This is a genomic window from Acidovorax sp., from assembly GCF_016783915.1.
GTDB lineage: Bacteria > Pseudomonadota > Gammaproteobacteria > Burkholderiales > Burkholderiaceae_C > Acidovorax.
Window position 1 is genome coordinate 1 of the sequence record NZ_JADHVT010000133.1, and the last position, 12,957, is coordinate 12,957.

The 12,957-nt window shown below is 64.8% G+C and carries 14 protein-coding genes; 3 read left to right on the forward strand and 11 right to left on the reverse strand.

The genetic code is table 11. The features are described from left to right. The 9 genes from ISS20_RS19260 to ISS20_RS19300 form a co-directional block, all read right to left on the reverse strand. On the reverse strand, positions 1-178 hold a 178-nt coding region (locus ISS20_RS19260; protein ID WP_291438518.1), incomplete at its 3' end, for a GTP-binding protein. Positions 179-320: 142 nt separating this feature from the next. Beyond that, positions 321-2,423, reverse strand: coding sequence for an elongation factor G (gene fusA, locus ISS20_RS19265; RefSeq protein ID WP_291438625.1), 2,103 nt, complete (start codon positions 2,421-2,423; stop codon positions 321-323). Between the two features lie 148 nt (positions 2,424-2,571). Beyond that, the gene (gene rpsG, locus ISS20_RS19270) at positions 2,572-3,045 is read right to left on the reverse strand and encodes a 30S ribosomal protein S7 (RefSeq protein WP_005798541.1); all 474 of its coding nucleotides are present in this window, start codon (positions 3,043-3,045) and stop codon (positions 2,572-2,574) included. 170 nt (positions 3,046-3,215) lie between these two features. Next, positions 3,216-3,593 carry a 30S ribosomal protein S12 gene (gene rpsL, locus ISS20_RS19275; RefSeq protein WP_015012185.1) on the reverse strand — a complete coding sequence of 126 codons (378 nt, stop codon included), beginning with the start codon at positions 3,591-3,593 and terminating at the stop codon, positions 3,216-3,218. Between the two features lie 250 nt (positions 3,594-3,843). After that, entirely contained in the window at positions 3,844-5,013 is a 1,170-nt protein-coding gene (locus tag ISS20_RS19280; RefSeq protein ID WP_291438634.1) for a D-alanyl-D-alanine carboxypeptidase family protein, read from the reverse strand. 99 nt (positions 5,014-5,112) lie between these two features. Further along, entirely contained in the window at positions 5,113-5,763 is a 651-nt protein-coding gene (locus tag ISS20_RS19285; RefSeq protein ID WP_291438636.1) for an alpha/beta hydrolase, read from the reverse strand. 87 nt (positions 5,764-5,850) lie between these two features. Further along, positions 5,851-6,210, reverse strand: coding sequence for a ferredoxin (locus tag ISS20_RS19290; protein ID WP_015012182.1), 360 nt, complete (start codon positions 6,208-6,210; stop codon positions 5,851-5,853). A gap of 98 nt (positions 6,211-6,308) precedes the next feature. Further along, the gene (locus tag ISS20_RS19295; protein ID WP_291438640.1) at positions 6,309-7,412 is read right to left on the reverse strand and encodes a VanZ family protein; all 1,104 of its coding nucleotides are present in this window, start codon (positions 7,410-7,412) and stop codon (positions 6,309-6,311) included. 18 nt (positions 7,413-7,430) lie between these two features. Beyond that, positions 7,431-7,859: a CopD family protein gene (locus ISS20_RS19300; protein ID WP_291438642.1), complete on the reverse strand. Its 429-nt coding sequence runs from the start codon at positions 7,857-7,859 to the stop codon at positions 7,431-7,433. Positions 7,860-8,183: 324 nt separating this feature from the next. Between ISS20_RS19300 and hemB the strand changes: the two genes are divergently transcribed. Beyond that, entirely contained in the window at positions 8,184-9,191 is a 1,008-nt protein-coding gene (hemB, locus tag ISS20_RS19305) for a porphobilinogen synthase (protein WP_291438644.1), read from the forward strand. A gap of 61 nt (positions 9,192-9,252) precedes the next feature. Continuing rightward, positions 9,253-10,452 carry a magnesium transporter CorA family protein gene (locus ISS20_RS19310; protein WP_291438646.1) on the forward strand — a complete coding sequence of 400 codons (1,200 nt, stop codon included), beginning with the start codon at positions 9,253-9,255 and terminating at the stop codon, positions 10,450-10,452. Between the two features lie 168 nt (positions 10,453-10,620). On the opposite strand, the gene ISS20_RS19315 is transcribed toward ISS20_RS19310, so the two are convergent. Continuing rightward, positions 10,621-11,481 (reverse strand): amidohydrolase family protein, encoded by an 861-nt coding sequence (locus ISS20_RS19315; RefSeq protein ID WP_291438648.1) that lies wholly within the window; start codon positions 11,479-11,481, stop codon positions 10,621-10,623. A gap of 107 nt (positions 11,482-11,588) precedes the next feature. Further along, positions 11,589-12,278, reverse strand: coding sequence for a dienelactone hydrolase family protein (locus ISS20_RS19320; RefSeq protein ID WP_291438650.1), 690 nt, complete (start codon positions 12,276-12,278; stop codon positions 11,589-11,591). A 122-nt stretch (positions 12,279-12,400) separates the two neighbouring features. Between ISS20_RS19320 and ISS20_RS19325 the strand changes: the two genes are divergently transcribed. Further along, the coding region (locus ISS20_RS19325; protein ID WP_291438652.1) for an SDR family NAD(P)-dependent oxidoreductase at positions 12,401-12,957 on the forward strand (557 nt) is incomplete at its 3' end.

Below are 12,957 nucleotides of genomic sequence, written 5' to 3' on the forward strand. Positions count from 1 at the left end.
CGCGGGCCTTTTCTTCGGGCGCAGCGTCGATCTGGTCGTAGGCCTTGGCTTCGCCGCCGAACTTGGCGGACAGCACCGTGGCGATGGCTGCCGTCAGCGTGGTCTTGCCATGGTCCACGTGGCCGATCGTGCCCACGTTGACGTGGGGCTTGGTGCGTTCAAACTTACCTTTTGCCATTTCAATTCTCCAAAGAGCAATCCCTGTGTAGTGGTTTTACGTCTGCATCTGGTTGCTGAATCACCCCGCACAGGAAACAGGGTGGCACCGGATCGCAGACAAATCAAAGCCCGGGCCACTGGGGCCCAGGCGAAGTGCTTACTTACTTGGCGCGTGCTGCCATGATGGCTTCAGACACGTTGCGAGGTGCTTCGCTGTAGTGCTTGAATTCCATCGAGTACGTAGCGCGGCCTTGCGTTGCGGAACGCAGGGTCGTGGAGTAGCCGAACATTTCAGACAGCGGCACTTCAGCGCGGATGGCCTTGCCACCGCCCGGGATGTCGTCCATGCCCTGCACCATGCCGCGACGGCTGGACAGGTCGCCCATCACGTTGCCGGCGTAGTCTTCAGGCGTTTCCACTTCCACGGCCATCATGGGTTCCAGAATGACCGGACCGGCCTTCTTGCAACCTTCCTTGAAGCCGAAGATGGCAGCCATCTTGAACGCCAGTTCGTTCGAGTCCACATCGTGGTACGAACCGAAGTGCAGCGTGACCTTGACGTCGACCACGGGGTAACCGGCCAGCACGCCTTGCGTGACAGCTTCGTTGATACCCTTTTCCACGGCGGGAATGAACTCGCGAGGAACCACACCGCCCTTGATCGCGTCCACGAACTCGATGCCCTTGCCGGCTTCGTTGGGTTCGATCTTGAGCACGACGTGACCGTACTGACCCTTACCACCGGACTGACGCACGAACTTGCCTTCGGCTTCTTCCACGGTCTTGCGGATGGTTTCGCGGTAAGCCACTTGGGGCTTGCCCACGTTGGCTTCCACGCCGAATTCGCGCTTCATGCGGTCCACGATGATTTCCAGGTGGAGCTCGCCCATGCCGGAAATGATGGTCTGTCCGGATTCTTCGTCGGTCTTCACGCGGAAAGAAGGATCTTCAGCAGCAAGACGCTGCAGAGCGATGCCCATCTTTTCCTGGTCGGCCTTGGTCTTGGGTTCCACAGCTTGCGAAATCACAGGCTCAGGGAAAATCATGCGCTCGAGAATGATCTGCGAGCTCACGTCGCACAGGGTTTCACCCGTGGTCACTTCCTTCAGACCCACGCAAGCAGCGATGTCACCGGCGCGGATTTCTTCCACTTCCTGGCGTTCGTTGGCGTGCATCTGCACGATACGACCGATACGCTCTTTCTTGCCCTTGATGGGGTTGTAAACGGTATCGCCCTTGGTCAGAACGCCCGAGTACACGCGTACGAAGGTCAGCTGACCCACGAACGGGTCAGTCATCAGCTTGAACGCCAGCGCAGAGAACTTCTCTGCGTCGTCGGCCTTGCGGGTGACGGGATTCTCGTCGTCGTCCGTGCCGGTCACATCAGGAATGTCCGTCGGTGCAGGCAGGTAGTCGATCACGGCGTCCAGCATGCGCTGCACACCCTTGTTCTTGAACGCGGTGCCGCACAGCATGGGGTGGATCTCGGTGGCGATCGTGCGCGTACGCAGGCCCAGCTTGATCTCGGCTTCGGAGAGGTCGCCCTCTTCGAGGTACTTGTTCATCAGGTCTTCAGAGGCTTCGGCAGCCGCTTCGACCATCTTCTCGCGCCATTCCTTGGCGGACTCCACCAGGTCAGCTGGGATTTCTTCGTAGCTGAACTTCATACCCTGAGAAGCTTCGTCCCAGATGATGGCCTTCATCTTCAGCAGGTCCACCACGCCGGTGAACTTGTCTTCGGCGCCGATCGGGATCACGACGGGCACAGGGTTGGCCTTCAGGCGCAGCTTCATCTGGTCGTAGACCTTGAAGAAGTTGGCACCGGTGCGGTCCATCTTGTTCACGAAGGCCAGACGAGGCACCTTGTACTTGTTGGCTTGGCGCCAGACGGTTTCCGACTGGGGCTGCACGCCGCCCACGGCGCAGTACACCATGCAGGCGCCGTCCAGCACGCGCATGGAACGTTCCACTTCAATCGTGAAGTCCACGTGGCCGGGGGTGTCGATGATGTTGAAACGGTGCTCGGGGTAGGTATTGTCCATACCCTTCCAGAAGCAGGTCGTGGCAGCCGAGGTGATCGTGATGCCGCGCTCTTGCTCTTGCTCCATCCAGTCCATGGTGGCAGCACCATCGTGCACTTCACCAATCTTGTGGCTCACGCCCGTGTAGAACAGGATACGTTCGGTGGTCGTGGTCTTGCCAGCGTCAATGTGGGCCGAGATACCGATATTGCGGTAGCGCTCGATGGGGGTATTGCGAGCCATGGTGGATCCTTGATGGGTCGTATTGGAGAGGGTGTCGGGCAGCCATACTGGCAAGAAAGCCCGTCAATTTTGTGACTGCCTGAAATCGACACAAGGCTGCGGGCAAAACGCCAGCAGCCTTGGACCTATATCAGGGCAAATCCGCGTTTTAGAAGCGGAAGTGGCTGAATGCCTTGTTGGCTTCGGCCATACGGTGCACTTCGTCACGCTTCTTCATGGCGCCGCCACGGCCTTCAGTGGCTTCCAGCAGCTCGTTGGCCAGGCGTTGGGCCATCGACTTTTCACCACGCTTGCGGGCGGCTTCCTTAATCCAGCGCATGGACAGGGCCAGACGACGGACAGGACGCACTTCCACGGGCACCTGGTAGTTGGCACCGCCCACGCGGCGGGACTTCACTTCCACCATGGGCTTCACGTTGTTGATGGCAACGGTGAAGGCTTCCAGAGGGTCCTTGTCGGGGTGCTTCTTCTCGATCAGCTCCAGGGCGCCGTAAATGATGCGCTCTGCAACTGCCTTCTTGCCGCCTTCCATGATCACGTTCATGAATTTGGACAGCTCTACATTGCCGAACTTGGGATCCGGCAGGATTTCACGTTTGGGGACTTCGCGACGACGTGGCATTTTTTACCTCTATCTTTGCTTCAGTTGGCGTCTTTTCAGACACCGCGAGAGTCATTAAAACTCCCACTTACTCGACCCGCGCAGAACACCTGCGTTTGGGGTCACTACGCTGCATCACCGCGCCACGCGGGAAACAGCACCGAAAATTCTTTGCAAAAAAAACGCAGGGCTTACTTGGCCTTGGGCTTCTTGGCGCCGTACTTGGAACGGGCTTGCTTGCGGTCTTTCACGCCTTGCAAGTCGAGCGAACCGCGCACGATGTGGTAACGCACACCAGGCAAGTCCTTCACACGACCGCCGCGAACCAGCACCACGCTGTGTTCCTGCAGGTTGTGGCCTTCACCGCCGATGTAGGAGATCACCTCAAAACCGTTGGTCAGGCGCACCTTGGCGACCTTACGCAGAGCGGAGTTAGGCTTCTTAGGCGTCGTGGTGTACACACGGGTGCACACGCCACGGCGCTGTGGAGAGTTTTCCATCGCAGGGCTCTTGGACTTGGTCTTTTCGACCTCGCGCCCCTGACGGACCAGTTGATTAATGGTTGGCATGAAATACGTCCCTAAACGTGAATTTGCTTCGTGAAAGCGAAAACGTGAATCCCTTCGGAAATTCCGAAAAGCCTTCTAATGTAGCAGCAAGCCCCCAAACGGGCAAGCGCTACGCGGTTTCCCTTTGAAAGCCAGGCACCAGACGGAGGCAGGCAGCCGTCGAAAGCGCGCGGCCCAAGCCGAGACCGTCGCGCAAGGCCGCCCCGCCGCGAAGGGGTGAAAACGCGACAGCGCCTCAGGGGGATGCACCTTATTTAATCCAGAGGCGAATGGCGTCCCAGGCACGGCCCAGAATGCCCGCCTGCTCCACAGCCTCCAGCGCCACCAGAGGCACTTCGCCCACAGACTGGTCGCCCAGCATGACCTTGAGGGTGCCAATGGCCTGACCCTTGGTGTAAGGCGCCACCAGCGGGTCGGGGCGGGCGATCTGGGTGGTGATCTTGCCGGCGCTGCCTGCGGGCACGGCGACCACGATGGCTTCCTCACGGCCGATTTTCAGCACGCTGTCCTTGCCCTTCCAGACGGCGGGTGTGGCCACGGGCTTGCCCGCGTCGAACAGCTTGACCGCCTCAAACGCGGTGTAGCCCCAGTTCAGCAGCTTCTGGCTTTCGTTCGCACGCGCGTTTTCACTCGCCGCACCCAGCACGATGGACAGCAGGCGGCGCTGGCCCACCCCGGGGAATTCACGCTTGGAGGTAGCCACCAGGCAATAACCCGCCGCAGCGGTGTGGCCGGTCTTGAGGCCGTCCACCGTGGGGTCGCGGAACAGCAGCGAATTGCGGTTGCTGCCATTCGATACCGGGGTGCCGGGGTAGCTGTACTGCTTGGTGGAGTAATAGTGCATGTACTCCGGGAAGTCCTTCATCAGCCGCATGGCCAGCACGGAAAGGTCGCGCGCCGTGGTGGTGTGGCCGGGCTCCGTCAGGCCTTCGGGGTTCTTGTAGCTCGTGCCCTTCATGCCCAGCGCCTGCGCCTGGTCGTTCATGAGCTTGACGAAGTTCTCGGCCGTGCCACCCACACCTTCGGCCAGCGCCATGGTGGCGTCGTTGCCAGACTGCACGATCATGCCTTTGATGAGGTCTTCGACCGGCACCTGCATCTTGGGGTCGATGAACATGCGCGAGCCAGGCATCTTCCAGGCGCGCACGCTCACGGGCAGTTTCTGGTCCAGCGCGATTTTCTTGGAGCGCAGTGCGTCAAACACCAGGTAGCCCGTCATGAGCTTGGTGAGCGAGGCCTGCTCCACCGGCGCGTCAATGTCCTTGGCGGCCAGCACCTGGTTGGCGGTGACATCCACCAGCATATAGGTGCGTGCGGCGATTTCAGGGGGCTGGGGCGCCTGGGCATATGCACCGAAGGCAGCAGGGGCCACCGCAGCAAAGACGGCCAGGGATCGCAACGCAGACAGGATTCGTTTCATGGGGCAGGAAGGGGCTGGAGAGGCTCAAAAAAATGGAGTGGAAGAAAAGGCAGGCGAGGGAGGATGGCGGGCGGCCGGAGCCAGTCCGGGCGGCGCCCCTCAGGCGCCCGATTGCAGGTGGCGGACCACCAGATTCTTCAGAAGCGGCAATTGTCCGTGAAAGAAATGTCCCCCCGCAGGGACGACTGTGACAGGCAGTATCTGGGGCCGGGCCCAGTCCATCACGGCAGACAGCGGCACGGTGTCGTCCTGCTCGCCGTGCACGACCAGCGTGCGCAGCTGGGCTTCGGGTGGCACCGGGGCCACGGTGAAGCGGCTGGCGGCCGTGCCGACCAGCACGGCTTTTTCCACGCGACCTGTAGGCCAAAGGGCGGCCAACGCATGGCTGGTGACAAACGCACCGAAAGAAAACCCCGCCAGCGCGATGGGCTGGCCCTGAGCGGCGGGAGCCACATGCTCCACCACCGCCAGCAGGTCCTGCAACTCGCCCCGGCCTTCGTCGTACACACCGGCCGTGGCACCCACGCCCCGGAAGTTGAAGCGCACCGCCGTCCAGCCACACTGCACCAACGCGCGCGCCAGGGTCTGCACCACCTTGTTGTCCATGGTGCCGCCAAACAGCGGATGCGGGTGGGCAATGATAGCGACGCCACGGGGCGCCGCGCCATCGGCCAGGGTGGCGCTGTCGCGCACGGCCTCGATGGTGCCTGCGGGGCCGGACAGGGTCAGGCGTTCGGTCTGGGCATTCACGGATTTGCTACTCAATCAATAGCAACAGGAGCATGATTCACTAGCGCCTGCTGCCAAAATCGTTCCAAGACAGGGATGGAGCCGCGCTCAGCGGCCAAGTTCCGCTGGCGTGACCAGGCGTTCCACCACCTGGCCGTTCTTGAGGTGCGATTCGACGATTTCGTCGATGTCCGCCGCATCTACGTACGTGTACCAGGTCCCCTCGGGGTACACCACGGCCACGGGGCCGCCCGCGCAGCGGTCCAGGCACCCGGCCTTGTTCACACGCACCTTGCCGGCACCCGCCAGCCCAGCGGCCTTGACTTGGGCCTTGCAGCGGTCAAAACCCGCCTGCGCGTTGTGGTGCGCGCAGCTGTCTTCCCCGTTGGTGCGCTCGTTGAGGCAGAAGAAGATGTGGCGCTGGTAGTAACCGGGCGCTGCGGCCGGTGCGGAAGGGGTGTCGCTCATCCCTGCATTTTAAGGACCCCTGCCTCTCCAAGCGGGCGAGGCCACGCCCCAAGACCCTGCCCGGCCACACAGAAAGCCGGAGGCCATCGCCCTGCAACTCAGGCCCCGCCCTCTCGCCTAGACACCCGAAACACCACATACAGCAGCGCCACATAGGGCCACAGCCAGCCCAGCCACTGGCCCAGGCCATAAAAGCGGATGAAGCGGCCCTGCTCCCAGATCTGCAGGGTCTGAGCAAAGTAAGCGCTGGTGGGCGCCTGATTCAGCAACGCCAGGTGCCAGGTCAGCGCCAGCAGCAGCACGGCGGCACAGGCCCGGCGCGGCAGGGCCAGCATCAAAAGGGCCAACGCCAGCGCCGCCCACACCCCCACGCGCACGGGCAGGTCCATCCATTCCCAGGCATGCACCGGCCCCCAGCTCAGTGCCGCAGACAGCGCGGTGAGCGTCACCCCCGCGCCCACCACCGCCAGCGCAAACAGGGCGCGCCGCCCCATCTGGCGGATCACGCAATACCCCAGCAGGCAAGGGATGAGCAGCCCCAAGATGACGCAGAGCAGCTCGCCACTGGGTGACAGCGGGTCCAGCTCCGTCTCGCGCAGGGGCAGCCAGTCCAGAAATGGGGTGTCGGCCAGCAGGTCGATGAGCGCGGCCTCCAGCCGCTCCAGCACCTGGCCCAGGCCAAACGGCACCGCAGCCGGAAACAGCAGCGCCAGCGGCCACAGCGCCAGCAGCACCATGCCGCCCGAAGCGTCGGACACGAACCAGCGCGCCCGAAAGTCGCTCCAGCGGTCCAACGCCCCCAGCCGCTCCAGCAGGGCGGCACTCAGCGCCCCGGCCAGCGTGCCCAGCGCGTTGAGCGCCAGGTCCAGGTTGGACGGCACGCGCCGGGGCAGGTAGATCTGCAGGAACTCCATGCACAGCGACAGCAGCGTGCCCGCCAGCGTGGCCAGCGCCACCGCCCACAGCACACGCCGCCAGCCCGAGCGCAACATGCCCAGCGCCAGCAAAAAGCCCAGGGGCGCATAGCCCACCAGATTGGTGACCACGTCAAACCCCGTCCAGTACGGCGGAGGCAACCGGGCCAGCAGGAAGACCAGGGGGTCGATGCCCTGCTCGCGCCACCCGTCAAACGGGAACAGGCTGGCAAAAACGATCAGCGCCGTGTACGTCAGCGCGAGCGGCCAGGCAGAGGTTTTGTGCATGCGCCCTCTGCGTCTCCATCAAAAGGGTTTGACCACCACCAGCACCACGGCCACCAGCAGCAGCAGCACCGGCGCTTCGTTGAACCAGCGGAACCACACATGGCTGCGGCGGCTGGTGCCGTCGGCCAGCTTGCGCAGCAGCACGCCGCAGGCATGGTGGTAGCCGATGACCAGCACCACCACGGCCAGCTTGGCGTGCATCCAGCCATTGCCAGGGCCCCGGCCGATGCCGTAACCCAGCCACAGCCACAGGCCCAGCCCCAGCGCAGGCACCGCCAGCAGGGTGGTAAAGCGCATCAGCTTGCGCGCCATGAGCAGCAGGCGGTCACGCTCGGCGGCCGAGCCGGGCGCCACCATCGCCAGGTTGACGAAGATGCGCGGCAGATAGAACAGACCAGCAAACCAGCTGGCCACGAAAACGATGTGAAAGGCTTTGACCCAGAGCATGGGGGCAGTTTACGGTGCCCTGCCTGCTGGCCGGCGCTGCACCAAAAAAAAGCCCGGCAGATCCGCCGGGCCGGGAAAGCCTGTTCCGCATCGCTGCAGCCCAGGTCCCGCTCAGGGAGGAAAAGCGGGGGGCGGCAAGCCGCCCGGCACCAATCTAGCACTCGCCACGGGGGGTTACAAGCGGCTTTTCCACAGCGCGCAGGAGCGCCAACGACCGCCGCCCCATCCCCCGCGCAACCGGGGCTCCGGCTTGGCCCTTCCAGAGCGTGGCGCCGCCCCCATGCCAGGCGCACGGTGTCCCAGGGAGGGCTTCATAATCTGGTGATGCATCTCCAAAGCCCTGCCCCCTTCCCCCAGAACCGCCCCCGTCGCCTGCGCCGCGATGCCTTCACCCGCCGCCTGGTGCGCGAGAACGTGGTCACCGCCGACGACCTGATCTACCCTGTGTTCGTGCACGAGGGCCAGGGCCGCAGCGAGGCCGTGACCTCCATGCCCGGCGTGGACCGGCTGAGCCTCGATCTGCTGCTACCCGTGGCCGCGGACTGCGTGAAGCTGGGTATTCCGGTGCTGGCGCTGTTCCCGGCGATTGACCCGTCGCTCAAGACACCGGACGGCAAGGAAGCCCTGAACCCCGACGGCCTGATCCCGCGCGTGGTGCGGGCGCTGAAGAAGGAGTTTCCGGACCTGGGTGTGATGACCGACGTGGCGCTGGACCCCTACACCAGCCACGGCCAGGACGGCGTGCTGGACGAGACCGGCTACATCATCAACGACGAGACGGTGGAGATCCTCACCGGCCAGGCGCTCACACATGCCGAGGCGGGCGTGGACATCGTCGCCCCCAGCGACATGATGGACGGCCGCATCGGCGCGATCCGCGAGGCGCTGGAGGTGCAGGGCCACATCCACACCCGCATCATGGCCTACAGCGCCAAATACGCCAGCGCCTTCTACGGCCCGTTCCGCGACGCGGTGGGCACGCGCGGCGCCCTGGGCAAGGCCGACAAGAACGTTTACCAGATGGACCCAGGCAACAGCGACGAGGCCCTGCGCGAGGTGGCCATCGACATCGCCGAAGGCGCTGACATGGTGATGGTGAAACCCGGCATGCCCTACCTGGACATCGTGCGCCGCGTGAAGGACGAGTTCAAGGTGCCCACCTTCGCTTACCAGGTGAGCGGCGAGTACGCCATGATCAAGGCCGCCGCAGCCAATGGCTGGCTGGACCACGACGCCGTGATGATGGAAAGCCTGCTGGCCTTCAAGCGCGCGGGCGCCGACGGCGTGCTGACCTACTTTGCCCGCGACGTGGCACGCAAGCTACAAAAATAATAGCTGCCAGCGCATATTCCACTAGCGCTACGTGCGCTTTTGACTGAAAACCACGGTGTCCATGCGCATCTTTCATATCCACAGCAGCGGCGTACAGGAGCTGACGGCCCTGCCCCACCACCTGCCAGAACAGGGCTTTGTGTGGATTGCCTGCGCACGCCCGGCCTTCCAGCTGCGGCTGGCCGAAATTCAGCAGCACCTGCAGCTGCTCACGGGCCTGCAGCTGGTGGACCTGCACGTGTCCGACCTGCTCAACGCCCAGCTGCCCTCGCACTACGACTACACCTCGCAGTACGACCTGCTGGTGTTCCGCCGCCTGGCCACCGCGCAGGGAGATGCCGCGCAGCCTACCCCTGCCCCACCCGCCGTTGCGGCAGAGCCCGACAACCCCAACGCACCCGTCAAACGCAGCGGCCCGCCCGTGCTGCGGCGCATCGACACCAGTCCCGTGGGGTTTGCGGTGTTTGACCAGTTGCTGCTGACCGTGCACCCCACCGACTGCGCGGTGCGCGATGCCTACGCGACGCGACTGCTGGCCGCGACGCCGGCCAATGGCACCAGCGCCAGCCACGCTGCGCACGGCAACGCCCACGCCAGCCCCGGCATGGGCGAGGGCCGCAGCAGCCCGATCTCGGGCGCCCGGCTGCCCACCAGCCCGGCCGACCTGATGCTGCGCGTGGTCAACCAGATGGTGGACGGCTACCTGGACCTGCGCCGCGAGCTCACGCGCCAGCTGGACCACTGGCAGACCGAACTGCTCAAGCCCCGCGCCCGGTACGTGAACTGGACCTCCCTGCTCGAAGCACGCCTGTCGCTGCACATGCTGGACGAGATCTGCGAAGACCAGCGCACCGCCGTGCAGGACTGGATCGACGCGCTGGAAACCTGGGCCCTGCCCGACACACCGGCAGGCCTGCGCGAGCTGGACCTGCTCAAGGTGCGCAGCCGCGACGTGCTGGAGCACATCGAGCGCGTGGTGCACCACGTGCGGCGCCTGGAGCAGAGCACCGAAACCGCCGTGCAGATGCACTTTTCGGTGCAGAGCAACCGCACCAACGACATCATGCGCACCCTCACGGCGCTCACGGCCGTGTTTTTGCCGCTGAACCTGATTGCGGGCATTTTCGGGATGAACTTCGAGTTCATTCCACTGGTGCACAAGGCCGATGGCTTCTGGTGGGCCATGGGGTCGATGGTGTTCATCGCGGTGTCGCTGGTGCTGCTGTTCTGGCGCAAGCGGTATCTGGCCAGGACAAGATAGGAACATCCCCCTGAGGCCCTTCGGGCCTTCCCCCTTCTCTCGGCTTCGCCGGGAAGGGGGACGATGCCCTCGCTGCGGGGCGGCCCTTGCTTGGCATCCCTGGCTTGGGTCAGCGCCCGTATCAGCGTGCGTCACCCAAAAACAGGAAGGGTCATGCGTTCCAGTGCCTTATGGCCGGGCCACCCCAAACAACCCCGCCGCGTTGTCCCACGCCACCTTGCGCGCCACATCGGCGGGCAGGCCGCCCAGCCACTGGCGGTAGCCCTGCATCAGGCTTTCGTAGTGCTGCCAGCGCTGGTTGACCCAGGTGTCCGAGCCGACCACGAAGCGCGTGGGGTACTTGAGCAGCAGCGCGCGCCAGGCGGGGCACAGCTGGTTGTCGTCGCACACCAGGCCGGGGCGGTACGAGAGTTCACCCACCAGGCCCGGGTAGCGGGCCATCAGGGCGTCCACCCGCTCCACAGGCGCGCCGCCAATGCCGGTGTGGGCCCAGATCAGCCGGGCCTTCTGGCCTTGGGACGGGGTGTTGGCCATCAGCAGGTCGATGGCGGTGTCGTCCACATGGGCCAGCACCACCAGGTCACGCTGTTCGGCCAGGGTCATGAGCTTTTTGGCCACGGGGCCGTTGGCGTTGGCACTGTCGTAGAGATGGAATTCGCCCAGGCCCCGGTACGGGCCGGCCGGTGTGCCCCGGGCCAGTTCGGTCTGCACCATGTCGTAGATGGTGTCGTCGGCAAACCAGCCGGTGTAGTCGGCACGGTTGCGGTACAGCCGCACAAACGGCACCACCATCACACCGGCCTCACGGGTCTGCGGCAGGCCCGCCAGGGTGAGCGACCCGGCATTGGGCCGCGAGTTGGCCACGATGGCGCGCACGCCGCTGGCCTTCATGCGCGCCAGCACATCGGCGGGTGGGTGCGGGCCTGAGCGGCCGTCCCAGGCTTCCTCGTTGTAGTGCAGGTGGGCGTCGAACAGGGGGCCGGTGTAGTCGGCCGCGTGGGTGGTGGTGCAAAGCGCTATCAAACTCATAGCTGCCAGCGCATGACGGACTAGCGCTTGGGACCAAAAACGCCTGAAATCCGCCATGATCACCCCCGTTGGTCGTTCGCTATCGTGTCGCGGTCACTGGGGCGGTCTCAGCCCAGGTGCTTGGCAAAAAAGGCCAGGGTGCGCTCGCGGGCCGTGTTGGCGGCGGCCTCGTCGTAGCTGCCTCGCTGGTCGCAGTTGAAGCCGTGGTCGGCGGCGTACACATGCACTTCGACCTCCGGGTGGGCCTTGCCGAAGGCCTGCACGCTATCGAGTGGAATCCAGTGGTCGCGCTCGCCAAAGTGGGCCAGCACCGGCACCTTGGGGGTGCGAGCCACTTCTTCTGGTGTGGTCACGCCACCGCCGTAGTACGGCACGGCAGCCGACAGGCCCTGCAGCTGGCAGGCCGAGCGCCAGGTCAGCAGGCCGCCCCAGCAGTAGCCCACGATGCCCACCTTGCCGCCGCTGTGCTGCGCGGCGTAGTCGATGGCGGCCTGGATGTCGGGCATCACGCCCGGCGCGGGCAGGGCCTCGACGGCGGCCTTCAGGCCCATGCCGGCCTGCATGTCGTCACCGGTGTAGCCCAGCTCCACCCCCTGCTGGACGCGGTGGAAGGTGGACGGCGCCACGGCCAGGTAGCCGCTGGCGGCATAGCGGTCGGCCACCGAGCGGATGTGCGAGTTCACGCCAAAAATCTCTTGCAGCACCACCACGGCGCCACGGGGGGTGCCCTCGGGCCTGGCCACCCAGGCGGGGGCCACAAAACCGTCACTCGACGTCAGATCAACAAACTGTCCCATGCTGAATGCTCCTTGGATTTGGTACGTATGGTGCGCAGAGGCTCTGCGCTATGGGTGAGGGCGCTGCGCGGCGGGGTGCAGAACCTGTTCCAATGCGCCATTCTTGCAGGAGACCCCACCCCATGGAGAAGATCGCACTAATCACCGGCGCCAGCCGGGGCATTGGCGCCGCCACCGCACGGCTGGCCGCAAAACATGGCTGGGCCGTGGCCGTCAACTACCTCGCCAACGAGGCGGCCGCCCAGAGCGTGGTCGATGCCATCCGTGCAGACGGCGGCACCGCCATCACCGTGCAGGCCGATGTGGCGAACGAGGCCGACATCCTGGCCATGTTCCAGGCGGTAGACACGCAGCTGGGCCGCATCAGCGCCCTGGTCAACAACGCCGGCGTGGTGGACGTGACCGCCCGGGTGGACGAGATGGGCACCGAGCGCCTGCGCCGCATGTTCGACACCAACGTGATCGGCAGCATCGTCTGCGCCCGCGAAGCCGTGCGGCGCATCAGCACGCGCCACGGCGGCAGCGGCGGTGCCATCGTCAATGTGTCCAGCGCCGCCTCGCGCCTGGGCTCGGCCCATCAGTATGTGGACTACGCGGCCGCCAAGGGCGCCATCGACACCTTCACCATCGGCCTGGCGCGCGAGGTAGCGGCCGAGGGCATCCGTGTGAACGCCGTGCG